The organism is Allorhizobium borbori, from assembly GCF_014196535.1.
GTDB classification, from domain to species: domain Bacteria; phylum Pseudomonadota; class Alphaproteobacteria; order Rhizobiales; family Rhizobiaceae; genus Ectorhizobium; species Ectorhizobium borbori.
Genome location: NZ_JACIDU010000007.1, coordinates 109038 through 131539 on the forward strand (window position 1 = coordinate 109038; position 22502 = coordinate 131539).

The window sequence follows — 22502 nt, forward strand, 5'->3', positions numbered from 1 at the left end:
CCAATAAAAAGGCCGGCGGAGCGATCCGCCGGCCTTTTTCGTGAGCGTTCCGGTTCAGCTTCCGGCTTCTTCGCCGAGACGAACCTGCTCCGGGAAGAAACGTTCGAGGCCGAAATTCTTGCCGAACATCATGTCGTATTGCAGCAGGCGTATGTTGTTGATGCTGGCATCTTCCTGACCGTTGCGGCTCCAGTCCACGACGGGCGTGCCGTCGCGCTTCAGCAGCATGTGGCGGTCGATGGCGGCGTATTTCTCGTGGGCGTCGCCGAGAACGCCGGTGTAGTAGGGATGCTCGAAACCGGCCATCTTCAGCGTGAAATAGGGCAGGAAGGCAGGGCTGACGGTGCCGGCCTTCTTCACACCCGCGCGGGACGACCATAGGATCAGCGGTGTTTCGCGGCCGGTCTTGAGCACCTCCGGCGAAGCGTTGCGGCCGGGAACCTCACTCGGCATGGTGCCGGATTCCACGAAAGCGGGCCCGAGGGCCGGCAGGTGGTCACCAAAGAACACGATGATGGTTTCGCGCTGGCGGCGCTTGGCCCATTCCATCAGCTTGCGCAGGCTTTCATCCGCCTCGCGGACACCCTGCGCATAGGTCGAGACCGTTGCATGCGCTGCATTCGACAGCGGCCCATCGACCGAAACCGTGTTGCGGACATAGCGGTTCGGCTCATAGGGTCCGTGACCCTGCAGCGTGACGGCGAACATGAAGAACGGCCGGTCGAGACCATCGGCCTGCCGCATCATTTCCTCGGTGAAATCCTGATCGGCGGCGAAGATGCCGCGCTTGGAGAAGTGCGGCAGGTTTTCTTCCGACAGAAATGCCTGGAAGCCGAGGTGATTGTAAACGGCGTCGCGGTTCCAGAACCAGCCCTGGAAGGGGTGGAGCGCCAGCGTCGTATAGCCTTCACCGCGGAAGAATGTGGCGAGCGAAGGCGTGGAACTGCGAATATATTGCTGGTATGGAATGGAGCCTGCCGGCAGGAAGGCATTGGAGAAGCCCGTCAACGCTTCAAATTCCACATTCGCGGTCATGCCGCCGAATTCGGGCGAGAACACGTTGCCGGATTGCTTGGTCCGCATCCAGGCCATCGGATCGGGCGAAAGCGTGACATTGTTCAATCGCGTCGGGTCCCACAGGGATTCACTCATCACCATGATGACATCCGGCTTACCGCTGCTCTTGCCGGCGATGGCGGGCATGCGGGCCGGAATGGCGTCGATGGCTTCTGCACCATAGCCGACGGGTGAGGCGATGGAGGCCATGGGTAGGTTGAGCGCAAAGGCGAGCAGGAAGCCGTTATGGCGATAGTTTTCCGCCTGATCCCAGACGATCGGTATGATGCCAAGCCGGTCTCGCGTCCACGACTGTTCGCGGTAATCCATGATCGAGGCGAAGCCGGCGAGCAGCGGCAGGGCGATGCCTAGGCGAACGAGGCGGGCTTTCGTGGTCAGTTCCGGCAGGCGAGGGCGTAACCACAGCCAGGCGAATACCAGCGCACCCAGGAGTGCAACGACGCCCACGGCCATACCCATGGCCGCGACGGGCCGGGCTTCCACCATGGCCGGCAGCAGTTCGAACACCTGCCGCGCACCGTAGGGCAGATCGGCGGGGTAAAGCGGGTCAGCGAGATAGATGCGCTTCTGGCCGGAGACGAAGGCGAGGAGCAGCAGCGGCGGGAGAACCGTCAGCAGCGACAGGAACAGCCGCCCGAACAGCGCATCGGCGGCGAGAAACAGCAGGAACACCACCATGACGGCGGTCGGGCCCGGTCGGTCGGCGGCGGTGAGAAACAGACCGACATCGGTCACGCCCAGACGATTGGCGCCTTCCATGGCCAGCACGGCGGCAAAGGCGAACATCAGCGGCAGGCCATAGGGGAACGCCAGCCGTCCCGCCAGACCGTAAACAGCCTGTCGAAGGAAGGTCAGTGAGAGGGGGCGTCCGACAGCGACCGAAAAGGCTGGTCTGTTTTCAGACATAGGTTTCTCCCGCACTGCATGAATCGAATTGGGTTGGAAATGTCACATAACTGTCATGAACCCGAAATGAACCCCTTGTCGCTACACATTTTCGCAAGTGCGATAGAAAACTGGTGCAAAGCCCAGCCGGGTTCGCGCGCAAGCCCCGTTGCGGAGAAACCGGCCTCGCGCTAAACGAAGGACATGAGCAACGAACAGACTTCTCCCCAGACGCTGCGGATTGCGATCGCGCAGTACAATCCGACGGTTGGCGACATTGCCGGCAACCTCGCCAAAGCCCGCGAAATTCGGGCGGACGCAGCCCATCAGGGGGCGGACCTCGTCCTGTTCACGGAACTGTTCATTTCCGGCTATCCGCCGGAGGATCTGGTGTGCAAGCCGGCCTTCCTGTCCGCCTGCCTGAAGGCTGTCGAAAGCCTTGCGGCGGATACGGCCGATGGCGGACCGGGGGTCATTATCGGTTTCCCGAGGCAGGGCGAGGCGGGCCGGCATAATTCTGTCGCCGTTCTGGATGGCGGCAAGATCATCGCGCTGCGTGACAAGGTAGACCTGCCGAACTACGGCGAGTTCGATGAGAAGCGCGTGTTCACCGAAGGCACGATTTCCGGGCCTTACAATTTCCGGGGCGTGCGGATCGGCATTCCGATCTGCGAGGAAATCTGGAACGATCTCGGTATCTGCGAGACGCTGGCGGAGGCCGGTGCGAACATCCTGCTCGTGCCGAACGGTTCGCCCTATTATCGCGGCAAGCTGGATGTGCGCCATCAGGTGGCCCTGCGGCAAGTGATCGAAAGCGGCCTGCCGCTGGTCTTCGCCAATCAGGTGGGAGGGCAGGACGAACTGGTGTTCGACGGCGCAAGCTTTGCCTTCAATGCAGACAAGACACTGGCTTTCCAGATGAGCCAGTTTGAAACCGCGCTTTACGTCACGGAATGGAACCGCCGCGCCGATGGTTGGCGCTGCGAACCGGGCGTCATGTCGCGTATCCCCGAAGGCGAGGAGGCCGATTACCGCGCCTGTATGCTGGGCTTCCGCGATTATGTGAACAAGAACGGCTTCCGTAACGTCGTGCTCGGTCTTTCCGGCGGCATCGACTCCGCGATCTGTGCGGCGCTGGCCGTCGATGCGCTGGGCGAAGAGCGGGTGCGCACCGTGATGCTGCCCTATCGCTACACTTCCGAGGAATCGCTGAAGGACGCCGCCGATTGCGCGAAAGCGCTCGGTTGCCATTATGACATCGTGCCGATTGCCGAGCCGGTCGAGGGTTTCTCTTCCGCACTGGCCGATCTCTTCGAAGGTACGGATGAGGGCATCACGGAGGAAAACCTCCAGAGCCGCGCGCGCGGCACCATCCTGATGGCCATCTCCAACAAGTTCGGCTCGATGGTGGTCACGACCGGCAACAAGTCGGAAATGTCGGTGGGTTATGCCACGCTTTACGGCGACATGAATGGCGGCTTCAACCCGATCAAGGACCTCTACAAGATGCAGGTCTATGCGATCTCGGCGTGGCGCAACAGCCATGTTCCGCCGGGTGCGCTCGGCCCTTCCGGCGAGGTCATTCCGAAGAACATCATTGCCAAGGCGCCCTCTGCCGAACTGCGGCCCAACCAGACGGACCAGGATTCGCTGCCGCCCTATCCGGTACTCGATGACATTCTGGAATGCCTGGTGGAGGGCGAGATGGCGGTGGAAGACATCGTCAAGCGCGGCCATGATCTCGCGACCGTGCATCGCATAGAGCACCTGCTCTACCTCGCCGAATACAAGCGCCGTCAATCAGCACCGGGCGTGAAGATCACGAAGAAGAACTTCGGCCGCGACCGCCGCTACCCGATCACCAACCGGTTCAGGGATCGCTGAAATCGTGGATTAACCACTGCTTCAGGTTGTTTTGAGGCGGCGCTTGAATGCGCGCTTTGCGGGTGCATTATGACGAACTCAATATGATTGATGCAGCGTCGGAATAACCGAAAACCGAATTCCACTTTTCGGTCCGATGCCTCGGGAGTTCGACATGATGTCCGAAAATATCGCTGTTTCCGTTCTGCTGATTGACGGGGAGAACGTTCCCGCCCGATATGCGGATGAAATCATGGGCTTGACCGGCGGTGGGCTTGCCGAGGCGCGGGTCTATGGAGATTTCTCCAATCCCGCCATGCAGGGCTGGCGTGATTGCGCCGCGCAATACGGTTTGCGCCTCAACCAGACCGCCGGCAAGCCCGGCAGCAAGAACAGCGCGGATATGTTGCTGACCATCGATGCCATGGACCTGTTGTGGGTGGCTGAGTATCAGGGGTTCTGCATCGTTTCCGGAGACCGTGATTTCGTTCCGCTGGCAATTCGCCTGCGCCGTGCGGGAAAGACGGTCGTGGGGATTGGCACGGACAAGGCGAATGTGGTTCTCCGTGAGGCGTGCGACCGGTTTCACGTGCTGAGCGTGGAGAAGGCAAAACTTGCCGTCATCGCGCCGCCGCCCTTGGCCGAACTCGAACCGGCTGCATTACCAAAGCCGGCCGCACCGCCAGCACCCAAACGCGATCTTCTCATGATATTCGAAGCCGTGCGGGCCGAATTGATCGCCGATGCGCAGGGTTGGTTCCATGGCGGCGGAGTTGGCAGTGCAATCCGCAAGAAATTTCCCGGTTTCGAATGGCAGGATTACGGTGCATCGACCCTGGGCAAGGTCTTCGCGGCGCATCCACGTTTCGAGACCAAAACGGGCGGCTATATTCGGCTCAAGGAAAAATCCGCTAGCGCCAGTGTATTGCGCGTTGTCGATGCTTGAAAACGCCTCACTGCTTGCATCGCGCCGGTTGATGTGACTATATCGGGCGCGTCAGGTGCCCGCTGTTTGGCGGGAGAATCGGGAATCCGGCGTAAATCCGGAACGTGCCCAACGCTGTGAAGGTGGATGCCTGTCGCGCGGAGCGATCCGTTTGAAGCCACTGGCCATTCTGGCCGGGAAGGCAGCGGCAGGCAGATGAAACCCAGTCAGAAGACCGGCCTGGCGAGATGGCCTGACCCGCGTGGACGGCGGCAAAGGTTTGCATTGTGGGGTTTGACGATGCAGCCAGATAATCCGCATGCGCTTTCGCATGCCGGTCCCTTTTCCGATGACGAGCGGGCGGCGGTCTACCGGGCGATAGAGACGCGTCGCGATGTGCGTGACCAGTTCCTGCCCGATTCCCTGCCGAGCCCGCTGGTGAACCGCCTGCTGGCAGCGGCCCATGCGGCGCCGTCTGTTGGGTTCATGCAGCCGTGGAACTTTATCCTGATCCGCGATGCGGAGCGGCGGGAACGGCTGCGAACTGCCTTCGAAGAGGCGAATGGCGAGGCGGAGGCGATGTTTGCGCCGGAACGTCGCGCACTCTATCGCAGCCTGAAGCTCGAGGGCCTGCGCAAGGCGCCGCTGGTGGTCTGTGTGACGTGTGATCCGACACGCGGCGGCGCCGTTGTTCTGGGGCGCACGCACAATCCGCGGATGGACGTCTACTCAACGGTTTGCGCGGTGCAGAACTTCTGGCTGGCCGCGCGCGCCGAGGGTGTCGGCGTCGGTTGGGTCAGTATTTTCCGCGATGAGGATGTGCGGGGTATTCTCGGTATTCCGCCGCATATCGAGATTGTCGCACTGCTTTGCGTTGGTTTCGTCGACAGCCTTTATCAGGAGCCGGAACTGGCTGTTAAAGGCTGGCGCCAGCGTCTCGATCTTGCCGATCTCGTTTTCGAGGAGCGTTGGGAGGCGCGTTGAAAACGCCCTTACCGAACCTGCGAGCCGTTGCCGAGGTTGAGGTTTCCGGTACTGCTCGGCTCGAATTGCGGGCCAACGACGCGGACCTTGTTCTTTTCCGGCTCATAGGGCCGATCGGGAACGGTGGTTGCGGCGGCTTCGGCAACGGGGCTCTGAACCGGCTTAGGCGTGTCCTTGAGGGCGGGGCGCAGGTCCTTGCTGGCGGAAGCCGTGCTGTCTGGATCGGCTTCTTCCGTGAACGCGCTGCCAGCGCCGCAACCGCAGACGGGTTTTTCGCCGGGCAGGCGGTTACGGTAGGCGAACGCGCTTGGCAGAGCCCGATACGGCTCGCCCGTCGTGGCCGAGACCATGTCCGCGCTCTCGCTGTCGGTCAGCGAGTGATAGTAGAGCTTCGTTTCGGCGCCGGGGCACATATTGTTGCAAATGGCGGCGTCCCGCTGGAAGTCGTCGGTCGAGGCATTCGATGAAATCGGGAAGAAAGAGCCGTCGCAGGTGCGGACGCACATGGTGCGAAGCTGGCCGACATTGCCGGGCGAAGGAATACGGGTGAAGAAGGCGCTCTCGTCTTTTTCCAGCGGCGAGGGTGTAACGAAGGAGGCTTCCCGCACGGTGCCATCGCACCCGTTCTCCTGCAGGGCGGCCAGAATGCGCCGGCGTTCGCCCGAGCCGGTGGAAACCGTGTTCTTGACGGCATCGCGCTCGGTTTCCAGGTAACGCCGGTTCGCTTCCATATCGGCGAGTGAGGACTGCAACTGGTCGCAGGCTTCCTGATTGCGCCCGCCGATGACGGTGAAGGAACCGGTGGAGCAGCCATAACGCTGGAGATCGTTGCGGACCTTGCGGATATTGAGGTTCTGATGCGCCAGCGCATTGGCATAGCGGCGAACTTCCGCCGTGTTGCCGCTGATTTCCGGAAGCTGGTTCAATTGCGCACGCAGGCTTTCGCAGATTGCGGCGTGCGCTGTAAGCGGTGCGCTGATGGAGAAAACGGGCAGCAGGGCGGCAATCAGAAGTCTGGCGCGCATGGGCTCGATATCCGGTGGAAAGGGCGAGGCGCGTGCCACGAAGTCACGGCCTTTCTGGACGCGAACCATAAAGAAACGGACGGCCAGTGCCAAGCACAGCCGTCCGCTATCGTTAATATCCCACACGGGACAGGTTCTGTTCAGCGTTCGATCTGCGAGGCTTCCGCGACGGCCAGTGCCGCCATGTTCACCACGCCACGCGAGGTGACGGTGGAGGACAGGATATGAGCCGGCAGGCGTGCGCCGAGCATGATCGGGCCCACATGCAGGGCGTCCATCATGGTGCGCGTCAGACCAAGCGAGATGTTGGCGGCATCGAGGTTCGGGAAGACCAGCAGGTTGGCTTCGCCGCTCAGCGTGCTGTTCGGCATGGCGCGCTTGCGCAATGCTTCATTCAGCGCTGAACCACCCTGCATTTCACCGTCGATTTCCAGATCCGGCATCTGGTCCTGCACGAGTTGAAGGGCGGCGCGCATCTTGCGGGCGCTGGCGCTGTCACGCGAGCCGAAATTGGAATGGCTGACCAGCGCCACCCGCGGTGTGATGCCGAAGCGCTGGATGGCGCGCGCGGCAAGAACCGCCGTTTCCGCCACTTCCTCCGGTGTCGGATCGTGGGTGATGAATGTATCGGCAAAGAAGATGGCCCCGCGCTGCGAGATCAGCAGGCTGAGGCCCGAGAAAGCGTGTACGCCGGGCTTTTTGCCGATGATCTGGCTAACGTCACGCAGGTGGCGGTCATAGCGGCCTTCAACGCCACAGATCAGCGCGTCGGCATGATCAAGACGCACGGCGAGCGCGCCGATGACGGTGTTGTTGGTACGCACCATGGTCTTGGCGCCTTCGGGATTGATGCCCAGGCGGCCTACACAGGCGAAATATTCGTCCACATATTCACGGAAACGCGGATCGTCCTCGGGGTTCACCACGGCGAAATCCTTATCCGGACGAATGCGCAGACCGTAACGCTTGAGGCGCGCCTCGATGATCTGCGGGCGGCCGATGAGGATCGGGATGGCGGTGTTGTCTTCCAGCAGGAACTGGGCGGCACGCAGAACGCGTTCGTCCTCACCTTCCGCGAAGATCACGCGCTTGCGCGGCGAAGCCTTGGCGGCATTGAAGATCGGCTTCATGATGAAGCCCGAGCGATAAACGAAGCGGCTCAACTGTTCGACATAGGCGTCGAAATCGGCAATCGGGCGCAAGGCAACGCCCGTCTCCGCTGCCGCCTTGGCAACGGCGGGTGCAATGCGCAGCATCAGGCGCTGATCGAACGGCGAAGGGATGAGGTAGTTCGGGCCGAAAACGAGGGCTTCACCGCCGCGCGCCTTGGCGGCGGCCTCGTTCACTTCCTCACGGGCGAGGGCGGCAATGGCCTTCACCGTCGCCATCTTCATTTCTTCGTTGATGGTCGTCGCACCGCAGTCCAGTGCCCCGCGGAAGATGTAGGGGAAGCAGAGAACGTTGTTCACCTGGTTCGGGAAGTCCGACCGGCCGGTGCAGATCATCGCGTCCGGGCGCTCGGCACGGGCGAGATCAGGCATGATCTCGGGCGTCGGGTTGGCCAGCGCCATGATGAGCGGCTTTTCGGCCATCTGCTTCAGCAATTCCGGCTTCAGAACGCCGGCGGCGGAAAGGCCGAGGAAGACATCGGCGCCACCGATGGATTCATCCAGCTTGCGCTTGTCGCTTTCCTGCGCATAGACCGATTTCCACGGGTCCATGAGGACTTCACGGCCCTTGTAGACGAGCCCCTCGATGTCGTGGACCCAGATGTTCTCGCGCCGGGCGCCAAGGGCAACAAGCAGATTGAGGCAGGCAAGCGCAGCAGCGCCTGCGCCGGAGGCGACGATCTTTACCGCTTCCAGTTTCTTGCCGGCCAGTTCCAGGCCGTTGATGATGGCGGCGGCGACGATGATGGCTGTGCCGTGCTGGTCGTCGTGGAAGACCGGGATGTTCATTTTCTCGCGCAGTCGGCGCTCAACCTCGAAACATTCCGGGGCCTTGATGTCCTCAAGGTTGATGCCGCCGAAGGTGGGCTCCAGAGCGGAGATGGTCGACACCATGTCATCGACGCCCGGCGCGTCGATCTCGATGTCGAACACATCGATCCCGGCAAACTTCTTGAAGAGAACGGCCTTGCCTTCCATCACCGGCTTCGAGGCCAGCGGGCCGATATTGCCGAGGCCGAGAACGGCGGTACCGTTTGAAACCACGCCGACGAGGTTGCCGCGCGCAGTGTAATCGACGGCGGTATCGGGATTGTCGCGAATCTCAAGGCAGGGGGCGGCAACGCCGGGCGAATAGGCGAGCGCCAGATCGCGCTGGTTGCCGAGTGGCTTGGTGGCCTGGATTTCAAGCTTGCCGGGGCGAGGATAACGGTGGAAAAACAAGGCCTGCTGATCCAGATCCAGTCGGGCCTTGTCTTCCTCGGACATATTTTTCTGCTCGTCGGTCATCGCAACTCACCTCCGGACCTTAGACATTCGTCTCACTTTATCTTCGACCTGCATACATCAACCGATTGAATTGAAAAGGGGGGATGTGCGGAAAGCGTCAAACGACCGTGCGTTTGTCCGCTGTCATCATGCTGCAACAGGACTCTGTTTTTCAGATGACAAGAAGAGAGATGAGAGATCGATAGGATGATGATGTCCGCAAACGCTAGCATGGAACCCCGGAAATTCAGAACACTGTTCATTTCGGATGTGCATCTCGGCTCGAAAGCAGCACAGACCGACCTTCTTCTGGATTTTCTTCGTCATCATGAGGCCGAGACGGTCATTCTGGTCGGCGATATCGTCGATGGCTGGCGGTTGAAGCGCAGTTGGCACTGGCCGCAGGGCTGCAACGACGTGGTGCAGAAGCTTCTGCGCAAGGCGCGCAAGGGTACGCGCATCGTCTACATTCCCGGTAACCACGATGAGTTTCTGCGTGATTTCCCCGGCATGCACTTTGGTGGCATCGAAGTGGCCGACCGTATCGTTCATGAAATGGCCGATGGCCGCAAATATCTTGTGCTGCATGGCGATCAGTTCGACGTCGTCGTCCATAACGCCCGTCTGATCGCCTATCTCGGCGATTGGGCCTATGACACGGCCATCGCCATCAATGTAGTGCTTGCCAGCATTCGCCGTCATCTCGGCCTGCCATACTGGTCGTTCTCCTCCTGGGCGAAACTCAAGGTCAAGAAGGCCGTTAATTTTATCGGTGCTTTCCAGCATGTGGTGGCCGAAGAGGCCCGTCGCGCGGGTGTCGATGGCGTGATCTGCGGTCACATTCACCATGCGGTGATGGAAGACCTCGACGGCATCCACTACGTCAACACCGGTGACTGGGTGGAAAGCTGTACGGCGATTGCCGAACATGCCGATGGTCGCCTCGAACTTATCACCTGGCTCGTGCCGCTGACGACGGACAAGGATAGGCCGGAAAGCGCCAGTGTTCTGGACTTCAAGCGTGAGGCGGATATGCAGGCCGCTTGATCCGCTTTTCGATCGCCTACCCCCAGAGCGCCGGAGCAGGCGGGAAGGCGAGCGAACCCTCATAGGCAAGGCCGGGCTCACGGTCGCGGGCGAGCAGAAGCGGACCGTCGAGATCGACGAAATCCGCATCCTGCGCCAGCAACATGGCCGGCGCCATGGCCAGCGATGAGCCGACCATGCAGCCCACCATGATCCTGAAGCCGAGCGCCTGTGCGTCGCGCTTCATAGTCAGCGCTTCCGTCAGTCCACCGGTCTTGTCGAGCTTGATGTTGATCGCATCGTAACGGTTGCGCAGGGCCGCAAGATCACCGCCGGTATGCACGCTTTCATCCGCACAGATCACAACCTTGTGCTCCACGTCGGCCAATGCCGCGTCCTGCCCGGCAGGGAGGGGCTGTTCCACCAGCGCCACGCCGCATTCCGCCGATATGCCGATGTGGCGGGCAAGCTGATCAACCGGCCAGCCTTCATTGGCGTCGAGGATAATCGTGCTTTTCGGTGCAGCGGCGCAGACGGCCCGGATGCGACTTTCATCATCGCCGGTACCGACCTTGACCTTGAGGAGAGGTCGATGGGCGTTTTCTGCCGCCTTAGCCGCCATCGTCCCGGGTTCGCCCAGCGATATCGTGTAGGCGGTAATGAGCGGCTTCGGCGGGCTTGTGAGAATGTGGCCTGCAACCGTCGTGCCGGACAGTTTGGCTTCCAGGTCCCAGAGGGCGCAATCGACTGCGTTGCGCGCGGCACCCGGCTTCATTGCGCCTTGCAGGGTTTCGCGGGTCATGCCAGCGGCGATCGCCGGGGCGATGGCAACAATGTCGGCCAGAACGCCGTCCAGCGTTTCGCCATAGCGCGCGTAGGGCACGCATTCGCCGAGACCGATGGCTGTGCCATCGGTGATACGGCAGGTCACAACCAGTGCCTCGGTCTTTGTTCCGCGTGAAATGGTGAAGCCGCCGGCGATGGGAAAGCTTTCGATTGTGGCTTCGAGGTGACGCGACATGGAGATACTTTCAGCGAATGTTGGACAATCAGGATATTGCCCTATTTTACTTGCACTTGCGGTGGCAAACTGACCGTCCGCACGAGTCGAGTCGGGATGTTGCCGCAAGCCTTGAAAGATGCAAGCGAATTGAAGTCCGCCGAAAACAATGATCGCCGCGCCGCTGCCCTTGAGCATGTGCATAAGGGCGACGGTTCCGAGCGCCGCCTTGTCCTGACGGGCGACTGGCGCAACGACACTGTGCCTGCGGTTATGGGTGATGTCGGCGATTTCTGCCAGAACCCCGGCAAGTCACCGGTTGAATTCGTTCTCGACGATGTGACGCATATCGACACGACCGGTGCCTGGCTCATTCGCCGGATGATGATCGAGGCCACACGGCAGGGCGTCACCACACGCCTTTCGGGCGGACATCACGGCATGCAGGACCTCATTCAAGCCCTGCCGGATCATATTCCGGGACCACCGCCCAACAAGACGACGCCTGTCTCGCTGTTCGAAAGGGTTTTTGCACCGGTGGGCCGTGCGGTGATGGACCTTGCGGGAGACGGCGTTGCAGCGCTGAACATTCTCGGCTCGGCGGTGCAGGGTGCGCAGCTCAAGCTCGGGCGCAATTCCGGCCTGTCTCCTGCGGCCATCGTCAATCAGATCGACCATATGGGCGTCAGGGCGGTGCCGATCATCCTGCTGATGTCGTTCCTCATCGGCGCAATCATTGCGCAGCAGGGAGCTTTCCAGCTCCGCTATTTCGGCGCCGAGGTTTTCGTGGTCGATCTCGTCGGCATTCTGCAATTGCGTGAAATCGGCGTGCTGTTGACCGCGATCATGATCGCCGGTCGCTCCGGTTCGGCCATTACTGCCGAAATCGGCTCGATGAAGATGCGCGAGGAGGTGGATGCGCTGAAGGTTATCGGCCTCAACCCCATCGGCGTGTTGATCTTCCCGCGTCTCGTCGCGCTCACCGTGGCACTGCCGCTTCTGACGATCCTCGCCAATTTCGCGGCACTTTTCGGGGCGGCCGTGATCGCATCGGTCTATTCCGGCATCACGTTCGAGGTTTTCCTGTCGCGGCTAAATCAGGCTATCGACGTTTCCACCATCGCATCGGGCATGATCAAGGCGCCGTTCATGGCCCTGGTGATCGGCATCGTGGCGGCGGTGGAAGGCATGAAAGTGGGCGGCAGCGCCGAATCGCTCGGACGGCAGGTTACGGCCTCCGTCGTGAAATCGATCTTCGTCGTGATCCTGATGGACGGGCTTTTCGCCATGTTCTACGCAGCCATCGATTTCTGAGGGGGAGGGACATGCAGGAGAACATCTCACCCCGGCCTTCCCCTTCTACGCGCGAAGCGGTGCTGTCCGTGCGTGGTCTCACCGTCGGCTTCGGCGAAAAGCTCGTACTCGATCATCTGGATCTCGATGTCTATCGTGGCGAGATTCTCGGTTTCGTCGGAGCTTCCGGTGCCGGTAAATCCGTGCTGATGCGAACCGTTCTGCGGCTTTTGCCGAAGCGGGAGGGCAAGATCCACATTCTTGGTTCCGATTATGATGCCGTGAACGAGGCCAAGCGCATGGAACTCGATACGCGGCTCGGCGTTCTGTTCCAGCACGGCGCGCTGTTTTCCTCGCTGACCGTGAAGGAGAACATCCAGCTTCCGATGCGTGAATATCTCGACCTGCCGCAGAAGCTGATGGATGAGCTCGCCTATCTCAAGATCGACATGGTGGGTCTCGATGCCGATGCTGGCAATAAATACCCATCCGAACTTTCAGGCGGCATGATCAAGCGTGCGGCCCTGGCGCGCGCATTGGCGCTCGATCCCGATCTCGTGTTTCTTGACGAACCGACCTCCGGCCTCGACCCCATCGGGGCGGCGGAGTTCGACAATCTCATCGCCCGGCTGCGCGATACGCTCGGCCTGACGGTCTATATGGTCACGCACGATCTCGACAGCCTGTTTTCCGTCTGTGACCGTATTGCGGTGCTGGGAAAGAAGCGGGTATTGGTAGAGGGGACTCTTGAAGATATGTTCGCGTTTGACGATCCATGGGTTCAATCCTATTTCCGGGGCAAGCGTGCGCGGTCCGTTTCCGTCGGAAACGCAGTAGAATGACGGAGTAGAGCGGACCATGGAAACAAAAGCCAATTACGCCGTTGTCGGCTTTTTCACGCTGCTGGTTGTCATTGCCGCGTTCGGTTTCGTCTACTGGATGTCGCAGTTCGGTCGCGGCGGGCCGGTGGCGCAACTCCTGATCCGCATTCCAGGTTCGGCCAACGGTCTTTCCGTCGGCTCGCCGGTACGCTTCAACGGCATTCCCGTCGGCACGGTACGCGGTCTTTCCATCGACCGCGGTAATCCCCGCTTTTCCGTGGCGTTGACGGAAGTGCAGGCCGATGCACCAGTCTATGCCAACACCCGCGCCGTTCTTGAAATCCAGGGCCTGACGGGCGCTGCCTATATCGAGCTTTCCGCCAACCGTGACCCGGAAGGCAAGAATATTCTGGGCGAGGCGATGGATCAGGGCAAGCCGGCCGAGCTTTATGCCGATCTTTCGAGTGTAACCAACCTGCTCGATACGGCCGACAAGATTCTGAAGCGCGCTGACGATGCCATTGGCCAGATTCAGTCCTTTGTCGCCGATGCACGCGAGCCGCTGACGCAGACAGTGAAGAATGCCCAGACCTTTTCGCAGGCGCTCAGCGACAACGCGGACGGGATCGACCGGTTTCTGGAGGGTGTGAGCGCTCTTTCCACGACCATTACCGGCATTTCAGGCCGTCTGGATTCGACGTTGAAGGCCATTGAAGATCTAGCGAAATCGGTCGACGGCAAGAAGGTCGACAGCATTCTCGTCAACATCGACAAGGTGAGCCAGGATATTGCCAAGGTTTCCGGTGAGCTTCCCGATACGGTGGCAAGCTTCCGCCGCACGGCGCAGAGCTTCGAAGCTTTCGGTACAGGCGCCGGCAAGACTCTGCAGCGGGTCGATGCAATGGTCGCTGCCGTCGATTCCGGCAAGATCGGCACGACGGTGGACAATATTTCCACTGCCGCTAGCGATGTTCGCGAAGCGATGAAATCCGTGCGCAGCGTGACCGACGATATTGGCGGTCGCCGGCAGGATATCGACAAGGCGATTGCGAATTTCACCGAGATGTCCAACAAGCTGAACGCCGCTTCCAACCGTGTGGATGGCATTCTGGCCAAGGTTGACGGCTTGCTGGGGTCGGACGATTCGCAGTCGGTGATGGTGCAGGCGCGCGATACGTTGCAGTCCTTCAAGGCCATGGCCGACAATCTGAACGCCCAGATCGGTCCGATCGCCGCCAATATCAGCCGCTTCTCGGGTCCGGGATTGCGTGATTTGCAGTCGCTGATCACCGATACGCGCCGCACCATGCAGAATCTGGATGCGACGGTGAGCAATTTCGACAAGAATCCGCAACGGCTTCTGTTCGGCGGTGAAACAGTCAAGCAATATGACGGCCGTGCGCGGCGTTGATCAGGGGATGGCTGGATAATGCGTAAGAGTTCGATGCGTTGGACGTTTGGTCTGTCTCCAGTGCTTGCGTTGGTGCTGGGTCTTGGGCTCGCGTCCTGTTCTTCCACGGCCACCAATGACACCTTCGATCTCGCGGCTTCAGCACGCGCCGATGGGCCGATGGTACGCAATCGCCAGCTTCTTGTCCCGGAACCGACGGCGCTCAAGGCGCTCGATAGCGACTCCATCCTCGTGCGCGTTTCGGGTACGGAAATCCAGTATCTTTCCAAGGCGCAGTGGAGCGACCGACTGCCGCGCATGGTGCAATCGAAGCTGGTCGAGGCCTTCGAGAATTCCGGCAAGCTGGGCGGTGTCGGCAAGCCGGGGCAGGGACTTGCCATCGATTACCAGCTCGTAAGCGACATCCGCGCCTTCGAGATCGTCAGCAGCGGTACCCGTGCGGCGAATGTCGAAATTTCCGTGAAGATCCTCAATGATCGCAACGGCACGGTAAAGACGCAGAAGAGCTTTAGCGCCAGCGAACCGGTTTCCGGTGGCGAGAACCGCGCCTATGTCAAGGCGCTCGACCGCGCCTTCTCGCGCGTCAGTGCCGATATCGTCGACTGGACGCTTCGCTCGCTCTGAGCGTTTCCCAACACTTCATCTATAGACCAGGGCGCGTTCCGGCGTCGTCATTGATGCATGTCCGCCCATCTTGGGGCTTGCGTCGCATCGGGAAACAGGTGACACAGGAAATTGAATTTTGTGAATTTAATTTTCCTGAGGTTATCTATGAACTGGTTGATGTTGATTGGGGCCGGGCTGCTTGAAATCTTCTGGGCGCTGGGCATGAAATATTCGGACGGCTTCACCAAACCGTTGCCGAGCATCATAACAGCGGTGCTTATTGCCATCAGCGTCTATCTTCTGGGGCAGGCGGTGAAGACCTTGCCGGTGGGCATGGCCTACGGCATCTGGACAGGGATCGGCACGGTTGGCACCGTCATCATGGGCATCATCTTCTTCGGTGAATCCTCCAGCCCCGCGCGCCTCGCCTGCATCGGTCTCATCATCATCGGCATCATCGGTCTTCGGCTTCTGCCGGAAGCCTGAACCAGCCGGATTTCACCCACCAATATAAAAGGGCCGCTCCAAAGGAGCGGCCCTTTTTGTTCTGCATTGATTGCGATCCAATCAGCCGAGGCGACCTGCGGCGTGCGCCAGCATCGTGTAGACCTTACCGGTGTCAGAGGTCAGGTAGGACTGGGTTGCCGTGCGGTCACGATCGGTGCGGGCAACGTCTGTCAGCAACTTTTCGAAATCGGCGATGTAGCGATCCACGGCGGAGCGGAACTCCGGCTCACGCTCATACTTGCGCTTGATTTCGTCGAAGGTCTGCTGACCTTTCAGGGTGTAGAGGCGACGGGTGAAGACATCCCGCTCACCGCGCTGATAGCGGCGCCACAGCTCGACCGAAGTATCGTGATCGATGGCGCGGGCGATATCGACCGACAGCGAATTCAGCGACTCGACCATGTGGCGCGGATTGCGCTGGTCGGCCCGGGCAGCCGGAGCAGGCTCGGGCGCACGCTTAACCTGCGGCTGGGCAACGGGTGCATGCTCGGCCTCGTCGCGGGAAGCGCCGCGCAGCAGATCGCTGATCCAGCCGCTATTGGCTGGATAGTCCTCACGTGTGGCCGGACGGGCCGGTGCGGCAACCGTGGGGCGCTCGGCTGACAGCGTGCCGCGCAATGCCGGCATGGTTTCAGCCCGAGCAGGAACGGCAGTCTGCTGCGGCTGCGGCTGCGGACGCTGTGCGACGACGGGACGCTCCACAACGGGGGCGGGCGCTGGCGCCGCTGCGCGGGGTGCCGGTTCCGACACCTCGAACTGGCGGGTAGACTTGCCCACGAGCTGCGACAGGTCCTGCAGGGCGCGGATCTGTTCGCTGACGGCGCGGCGCATGGCGGCAGCGTTTTCCTTGGCTTCTTCAGGCAGGTCGAAGGCACCACGCTTCAGTTCCGCACGGGTGACATCCAGTTCCTTGCGGATGTCGTGGGCCGAGCGGCGGATTTCCTCCGTTGCGCCGCCGAAGCGACCAACGGCATCTTCCACTGCCTGACGCACTGCCTGGCGCATGTGTTCCGCCGTGGCGTCCGACTTGCGACCGGCTTCGGTCAACAGGCGATCAACATCGCTGAGGGATGAGGAGAGGCCGGTGCGCAGGTTGCCGGCCAGTTCGCCGGAACGCTTTTCGGCGAGCGACAGGGTCTGCTCGACGGCGCGGGTTGTTTCCTCACCTGCGCTGAGCAACGTCGAACGCATGGTTTCCGCCGTTGCCTGGGCGCGCTGTTCGGTATGGGAAAGAACCTTGCCGATATCGGCGAACGCGTTCTGGATTCCCTGGCGCAGGTTGCCGGTCATCTGGCCTGCACGGTTGTCGGCGCGCTCCAGAGCGCTCTCGACCATATCGCCGAGGCCGCGCATCGTGTTCTCGATCTCTTCCGAGCGCTTGACGAGGCCGATGGAGAGGGCGCGCAGGGCTTCCTGCCGCTCTTCCAGCGTGCCGACCAGATTGGACTGGGCGGCCGCGAGAAGATCGGAAGCCTGACCCAGCACCTTGGAGTGGTTCTCGAAGCTGCCGACGATGCCGCCGACCTGCGAAAGCGTGTTGCCAGCGACCTGCGAAAGGCGTTCGATGCCGTCGTCCACGAGACGGCTCGAGGTCTGCAAAGCCTCGGTGGCGCGGGTGGCTGTCTCGGCGAAATGCGAACCGGTTTCACCAAGCTGGCGATCGACGTCGGAAAGTTCGCGGGTGGCTTTCTCGACCACCGATGCGAGCGCCGAATTGCTCTCGGCCAGACGGTCGATGAGGCTGTCCACGCTGCCGGCGAGCGAATTTTCGACGGCGCCGATGATGTTGGCGGCCTTCTCCGTTCGGGCGCTGATAGCGGTCAGCGTTTCACTGGTGCGGGCCGAGATCGCTTCGATGAGCGCCGTGTTTTCGTTGCGCAGAAGGTCCGTGCTTTCGGTCGTCGCGGCGTTCAGCTTCTCGACGCTTTCGGCGGCAGCAGAAGTCAGCTTGCCGGCGCTTTCGGCAGCGGCGGCCGCAATCTTTTCTGCGGCGGCGCGCCCGGTCTCGGCATATTCCTCGACCAGCGGTCGGGCCTTCTCATCGATGAGGCGCGACAGCTCGCTGGAGCGGCCTGCAAGCATCGAGTTGAGGTCACGGCTGCGTTCATCCAGCGTGGCGCGGATGGCATTGCCGCGGGCGGCGAGGGCGCGGTCGACCTGATCGAGCGTCGAGGCGATCTCGCTGCTCGTTTCGGCGAGAGCGCCACGCACTGTGCGACCGCGCTCTTCCAGCTTGCGTTCGGCATCGGCCAGCGTGCCCGAGATTTCGGCGATCTGGCTGGCGACGGAAGCCTCCGCGCTGCCGACGCGGGCAACGAGAGCGTCGCCGGCCGAGACGACCTGACTGGTGATCTCGATGGCCTTTTCGCCGAGCAGGCTCTGTGTCTCGACAATCCGGCCCGACAGTTCAGCCTCGCGCGCCTCGAGCGCGCTGATGAAGTCGTTGCTGCGGCTTTCCAGGCGCTCGGAATACTCGGTCGCGCTGCGTCCGAGCGTATCGACCGTGCGCTGGGCTTCCTCGTCCATTTCGCGGGCAGCCTGCGTGATCGTCTCGCGGAGCGTGGAGGCGAGCGTAACGGCCTTGCCCTCGATGGTGCGGTTGACATTGTCCAGACCGGCATTGAGGGCACGGTCCATGGTGCCAAGGCGTTCCTCGATCTTGGCCGTGCCTTCTTCCAGCGTATCGCTGATGCTGGCTGCCAGAATGCCGCCGGTGAGATTAAGGCTGCTGACCTTGTCCTCGATGGCCGATGCAATGCGCTCGGTCACTTCTGACCCGGTACGGTCGAGTTCCTGGACCTTTTCGGTCAGGGCGTCGGCAAGCTTGCGGCTGGTGCTGTCGACCAGCGTGGAAACGTCCTGAAGATCGTCCCGAAGGCGGGTTTCGAGCGAGCCGATGGAGGCTTCGATACGACCCGTGGTATCGTGGAGGCGCTCTGACATGCCGCCAACGGTCTGTTCGACGCGATTGGCGAGGAAATCGGTCGAGCGGTCGATCTCGGTTGCGGCGGCGCCGATCTTGTTGGCGATCTCGCCGACGCTGCGACGCAGACGCTCATCCAGAGCGGTGGCGCTGCTGTCGATGGTGTGGCGGAGGGATTCCTCGCGCTCGTCGAGCGAGATTTCCAGCATGCCGGTGCTGGTGGCCAGCGTGGCGCCGATCGAAGTCGCCTGCTCGGTCAGCAGGGTGTCGAAATGGCTCCACTCATCGCGCAGCGTGGAGGAAATACGCTCGGCGCTGCCGGCAACGGCTTCCTTGAGGCGCTCATGCCCGTCCTCGAAGGCGCGCTCGACCCGCTCGGCGTTGGCGGCAAGGGCGGCTTCGACCTGACCGGCGCGTTCGTCGACGGCGTTGCGGATGATCTCGTGGCCGACGCCCAGCGCCGTGCCAATGCGATCGGCGACGCCGTGGAGGCCGGTCTGGATGAGACCAGCCCGTTCTTCGACGGTGTTGCGAATGCGCTCATGGGCAGAACCGAGGGCAGAGTCGATGCGTTCGGCTGCCGTAGAAAGACTGCTTTCAAGCTGGGACGAGCGGTCATCCAACGCCGATGCAATGCGGTCCTGACCATTGCTCAGCGTCAGGTCGATGCGCTCCGCGGTGGACAGAAGATTGCTTTCCAGGCGTGCAGAACGCTCGTCCAGCGTGGAAGCGATGCGGTCCTGACCATTGACGAACGCGGTGTCGATGCGCTCCGCAGTGGACAGCAGGTTGCTTTCCAACCGGGCGGAACGTTCGTCCAGCGTCGAGGCAAGGCGATCCTGACCGGCAGCAAGAGCATCGTCTACGCGTGCGGCGGTCGAAAGAAGGCTGCTTTCGATCTGGCCGGTGCGCTGCTCGAAGCTGGACTGCATCTGCTGATGGGCGGCAGCAAGGCTCTGTTCAATGCGTGCGGCGTTTCCGGACAGCGTTTCCGAGATCATGTCCTGCCCCATGGACAGCGATGTCTCAAGCTGAAGGGCAGTGTCGTTCAGGCGAGTGCCGATCTGGTCGGTGCTGGCCAGAAGGGCGGCCTCGATGCGTTCAGCACCGCCGCCCACGAGAATTTCGATATGGGCACCGCCGCCGGCGAGAACGCCGGACAGGTTTTCGGCGCTGCGGTCGAGAGCTTCTTCCAGCTTCGCCTGGTTATCGGCATAGGCGGCTTCGATGGCAGCCGTCTTGCTGGAGAGGGCGGTGTCGAGACGACGCTCGGCTTCGGCGGAAGCTTCCAGCAGGGCGCTACTGCGCTGGTCGAGGCTGGATTCGAAGCGCTCCTGACCGTCGATCATCGTGCGGGCAATGATGGCCGCCTTTTCATCGAGCGTTTCGGCAAGGCGCTGCTGGCCGGCCATGACCGACGAGGTGATCTCGTTCGAGCGGCCATACAGGCTTTCCTCGAAGCGCACATGGTTTTCCGCCAGCGCGCCAAGCAGCGAATTGCCACGTTCGTCCATCACGGCGCCAACCTTTTCGTGGGCGGTGGCGAAGGCTTCCGTCAGGGCTTCGGTGCGGGCATTGATGGCGTCGGAGAATTCGCGCGAGCGGGCGTCGATGGCCGATTCAAGCAGCTCCTGGCCCGTGCCGAGCGCGGTCGAGAAGGCGAAGGACTGGTCTGTCAGCGTCGAACCGAGGCGCTCGATGGACGAGTTCAGGATGCCGTCGATGGCGTTGGAGCCGCCCGACAGCGTGTCGTCGATGCGGGCGAGGCTTTCGGCCAGCTTGACGTCCAGAGAGCCGGCGCGCTTGTCGAAGGCGTCAGTGAATTCGGCGACGCGCTCATCGAAGGTGGTCGAGATCTGGCCGACGGTTGCCTGAAGGCGCTCATCGAAGAAGCCCGAACGTAGGTCGAGATCCATGATGGCGTCATCGGCGGCCGATTGCAGCGTCTGGCGGAAACCGGTCGCCTTGGCATCAAGCGTTTCGTTGAGGCGCGAAAGCGTCGTTTCCAGCGCGGAGGAAACGGTCTGCTCGCCGCCTGAAAGGACCTCGCTGATTTCGCGGGTGCGGGTCAGCAGGGTTTCGTTGAGCTGGCGGGCGCGCTCGTTCAGCGCGGCGTTGAGCTTTTCCGTGTTGGTATCGAGCGAGGATGCGCGCGTTTCGAACTGCGAGAGTAGCTCTTCGCCGCGCGTCGAAAGCACGTCGTTCAGCACGTTCAGACGCTCGTCGAACTCGGTGGTCAGGGCGACGCCGGAAGCGGTCAGCGTCTGCAGCAGTGAATCGGTCTTGGCGGCCAGAAGCGAACCGAACGTGTCGACGGCGGTGTTCGACTGTTCCATGAGTGCGGCGGCGCGGGTATCGATGAGCGAAGCGAAAGCCTCACCCGAGGTCGCCAGACGAATGGCGATTTCCTCGGTTGCGAGGGACAGGTCTTCCTTGAGCTGGTCATTCGCGCCGACGATGGTCGAGCGGATGCGCTCGGCGTGGTTGACGATGGCTTCGCGTTCGGAACCGAGTTCATGGACGAGGCCGCGCACCCGCAGTTCATTGTCGGCGTAGCTGCGCTCCAGCGCATTCACTTCGGAATGCACGAGCGTTTCGAGTTCCGTGGCGCGGGCGATGGTGCGCTCGATGCCTTCGTTGAGGGCGGAAACCTCGCGGCGCACAGCCTGACCGACGGTCATGATCCGTTCGGAGGCAACCGTTTCCGGCTCGACGAGACGAAGCGCCACTTCCGCCATGGAGCGGGCCGCGTTGCGCAGGTCGTGGGCACGGGCCATCATGATGAAGAAGGCGAAGAAGAGCAGGATCGGGACGAGAATGCCGACGAGGACGGCGATCAGACCGGGCTGCGCGAGAGCCGAGCCTCCGGCCGGCGCCTGCCACATATCCGAGCCGAGCAGGATCTGGGCGAGGCCAAGGCCGCCGATGCACCAGAAGAAGGACACGAGGGCGGCGTTGCGCAACGCCGAGCGCATCGATCCGGTTTCAAGTGACCGAAGTATCGCCGCCGGCGCACGCTTGCTGGCATCGTTGGCAGCTTCCAGCGAAGGATTGCGCGCTGCCGATTCTGCCGAAGCGGCGCGGGCGCCTTCCTGTTCCCTGGCACGACTGCGGGATGGCTGCTTTGATGTGTCTGACACGTTTGCCTCCGGGGCAGTGGATGCATTTCTGGCGTTCGAACGGTCCGACGGTTCGGAAACTTCCATCTTCAGGGCCTCTTCGAGGGCCTGGTAGGCGGCGTGATCAATCGAATCGCCGTATTTCCTGTCTGCCATATGAGTACGCCTCGTCACTAACTCACTTCATTCGATCCGGATTTTCCGTCGGGCTTATGCCGCATTTGCCTGCCCGGCGGCGTCCGTTTCGGCCTATTGGCCCGCCCCAGCCGTATACATGATACATGAGCGGGGAAAGGCCGTCATTCACTGGAAGGCGGCGCATCGCCCGGTGCGATGTAACAGCGCTTCATAATGCGCCATTTCAGCCGAACGCTCTGTTGCCATCATAAAATTCCCAGTCGTATCGTAGTGACACAGAAGGGGTTCTGACACAATCGACGCGGCCTTTTCCGCCTCGGGGCCAATCCGTTGTTAACAGATTTTTAGGGACGCTTTCGTCCAAAAGTCGAGTACTCTTCAATGTTTAGCGAATATTAACCATCTTTTAGGGTTTTTGCCGTCTTTGCGCCTGAATTTAACGGAATAGCGAGCGCCGTTTGGCA

General features: G+C 61.5%; 14 protein-coding genes and 1 riboswitch. Of the genes, 9 read left to right on the plus strand and 5 right to left on the minus strand.

Annotation, left to right across the window (positions count from 1 at the left end):
- Window positions 1-54: 54 nt before the first annotated feature.
- A complete protein-coding gene (locus GGQ66_RS10230; protein WP_237358867.1) occupies window positions 55-1983 on the minus strand; it encodes an LTA synthase family protein in 1929 nt (642 codons plus the stop codon).
- Window positions 1984-2166: 183 nt separating this feature from the next.
- Here GGQ66_RS10230 and GGQ66_RS10235 point away from each other — a divergent pair, with 183 nt between their 5' ends.
- The 3 genes from GGQ66_RS10235 (at window position 2167) to bluB (ending at window position 5734) form a co-directional block, all read left to right on the plus strand.
- Window positions 2167-3846, plus strand: a complete 1680-nt coding sequence (locus GGQ66_RS10235) for an NAD+ synthase (RefSeq protein ID WP_183792120.1) — start codon at window positions 2167-2169, stop codon at window positions 3844-3846.
- Window positions 3847-4000: 154 nt separating this feature from the next.
- On the plus strand, window positions 4001-4771 hold the full coding sequence (locus tag GGQ66_RS10240) for an NYN domain-containing protein (RefSeq protein ID WP_183792122.1): 771 nt from the start codon (window positions 4001-4003) through the stop codon (window positions 4769-4771).
- Window positions 4772-4807: 36 nt separating this feature from the next.
- A riboswitch (cobalamin riboswitch) is annotated at window positions 4808-5008 on the plus strand.
- Between the two features lie 42 nt (window positions 5009-5050).
- Window positions 5051-5734, plus strand: coding sequence for a 5,6-dimethylbenzimidazole synthase (bluB, locus tag GGQ66_RS10245; protein WP_183792124.1), 684 nt, complete (start codon window positions 5051-5053; stop codon window positions 5732-5734).
- An 8-nt stretch (window positions 5735-5742) separates the two neighbouring features.
- On the opposite strand, the gene GGQ66_RS10250 is transcribed toward bluB, so the two are convergent.
- Both GGQ66_RS10250 and GGQ66_RS10255 read right to left on the minus strand, forming a co-directional pair.
- On the minus strand, window positions 5743-6852 hold the full coding sequence (locus GGQ66_RS10250; protein ID WP_183792126.1) for a DUF2865 domain-containing protein: 1110 nt from the start codon (window positions 6850-6852) through the stop codon (window positions 5743-5745).
- 47 nt (window positions 6853-6899) lie between these two features.
- Window positions 6900-9215, minus strand: coding sequence for an NADP-dependent malic enzyme (locus GGQ66_RS10255; protein ID WP_183792127.1), 2316 nt, complete (start codon window positions 9213-9215; stop codon window positions 6900-6902).
- 210 nt (window positions 9216-9425) lie between these two features.
- Between GGQ66_RS10255 and GGQ66_RS10260 the strand changes: the two genes are divergently transcribed.
- Window positions 9426-10241, plus strand: a complete 816-nt coding sequence (locus GGQ66_RS10260) for a UDP-2,3-diacylglucosamine diphosphatase (RefSeq protein WP_370686327.1) — start codon at window positions 9426-9428, stop codon at window positions 10239-10241.
- Window positions 10242-10257: 16 nt separating this feature from the next.
- On the opposite strand, the gene dgcA is transcribed toward GGQ66_RS10260, so the two are convergent.
- Window positions 10258-11241 (minus strand): N-acetyl-D-Glu racemase DgcA, encoded by a 984-nt coding sequence (dgcA, locus tag GGQ66_RS10265; protein WP_183792131.1) that lies wholly within the window; start codon window positions 11239-11241, stop codon window positions 10258-10260.
- Between the two features lie 96 nt (window positions 11242-11337).
- Between dgcA and GGQ66_RS10270 the strand changes: the two genes are divergently transcribed.
- From GGQ66_RS10270 to sugE, 5 genes are all read left to right on the plus strand, one after another.
- On the plus strand, window positions 11338-12534 hold the full coding sequence (locus tag GGQ66_RS10270) for an ABC transporter permease (RefSeq protein WP_183792133.1): 1197 nt from the start codon (window positions 11338-11340) through the stop codon (window positions 12532-12534).
- 11 nt (window positions 12535-12545) lie between these two features.
- Window positions 12546-13355 carry an ABC transporter ATP-binding protein gene (locus tag GGQ66_RS10275; RefSeq protein ID WP_183792135.1) on the plus strand — a complete coding sequence of 270 codons (810 nt, stop codon included), beginning with the start codon at window positions 12546-12548 and terminating at the stop codon, window positions 13353-13355.
- Window positions 13356-13371: 16 nt separating this feature from the next.
- Entirely contained in the window at window positions 13372-14745 is a 1374-nt protein-coding gene (locus GGQ66_RS10280) for an MlaD family protein (RefSeq protein ID WP_183792136.1), read from the plus strand.
- 18 nt (window positions 14746-14763) lie between these two features.
- Entirely contained in the window at window positions 14764-15369 is a 606-nt protein-coding gene (locus tag GGQ66_RS10285) for an ABC-type transport auxiliary lipoprotein family protein (RefSeq protein WP_183792138.1), read from the plus strand.
- A gap of 147 nt (window positions 15370-15516) precedes the next feature.
- Window positions 15517-15837, plus strand: coding sequence for a quaternary ammonium compound efflux SMR transporter SugE (sugE, locus tag GGQ66_RS10290; protein WP_183792140.1), 321 nt, complete (start codon window positions 15517-15519; stop codon window positions 15835-15837).
- A gap of 81 nt (window positions 15838-15918) precedes the next feature.
- Here sugE and GGQ66_RS10295 read toward each other — a convergent pair whose 3' ends face one another.
- A complete protein-coding gene (locus GGQ66_RS10295; protein ID WP_183792142.1) occupies window positions 15919-22056 on the minus strand; it encodes an apolipoprotein A-IV repeat region-like domain-containing protein in 6138 nt (2045 codons plus the stop codon).
- Window positions 22057-22502 lie beyond the last annotated feature (446 nt).

Bases quoted from the DNA above. Each gene is read 5' to 3' on its own strand.
- GGQ66_RS10285 (WP_183792138.1), top strand. From the start codon at position 14,764: ATGCGTAAGAGTTCGATGCGTTGGACGTTTGGTCTGTCTCCAGTGCTT.
- GGQ66_RS10240 (WP_183792122.1), top strand. From the start codon at position 4,001: ATGATGTCCGAAAATATCGCTGTTTCCGTTCTGCTGATTGACGGGGAG.
- sugE (WP_183792140.1), top strand. From the start codon at position 15,517: ATGAACTGGTTGATGTTGATTGGGGCCGGGCTGCTTGAAATCTTCTGG.
- GGQ66_RS10270 (WP_183792133.1), top strand. From the start codon at position 11,338: ATGTTGCCGCAAGCCTTGAAAGATGCAAGCGAATTGAAGTCCGCCGAA.
- bluB (WP_183792124.1), top strand. From the start codon at position 5,051: ATGCAGCCAGATAATCCGCATGCGCTTTCGCATGCCGGTCCCTTTTCC.
- GGQ66_RS10280 (WP_183792136.1), top strand. From the start codon at position 13,372: ATGGAAACAAAAGCCAATTACGCCGTTGTCGGCTTTTTCACGCTGCTG.
- dgcA (WP_183792131.1), bottom strand. From the start codon at position 11,241: ATGTCGCGTCACCTCGAAGCCACAATCGAAAGCTTTCCCATCGCCGGC.
- GGQ66_RS10230 (WP_237358867.1), bottom strand. From the start codon at position 1,983: ATGTCTGAAAACAGACCAGCCTTTTCGGTCGCTGTCGGACGCCCCCTC.
- GGQ66_RS10275 (WP_183792135.1), top strand. From the start codon at position 12,546: ATGCAGGAGAACATCTCACCCCGGCCTTCCCCTTCTACGCGCGAAGCG.
- GGQ66_RS10295 (WP_183792142.1), bottom strand. From the start codon at position 22,056: ATGGCAGACAGGAAATACGGCGATTCGATTGATCACGCCGCCTACCAG.
- GGQ66_RS10235 (WP_183792120.1), top strand. From the start codon at position 2,167: ATGAGCAACGAACAGACTTCTCCCCAGACGCTGCGGATTGCGATCGCG.
- GGQ66_RS10260 (WP_370686327.1), top strand. From the start codon at position 9,426: ATGGAACCCCGGAAATTCAGAACACTGTTCATTTCGGATGTGCATCTC.
- GGQ66_RS10255 (WP_183792127.1), bottom strand. From the start codon at position 9,215: ATGACCGACGAGCAGAAAAATATGTCCGAGGAAGACAAGGCCCGACTG.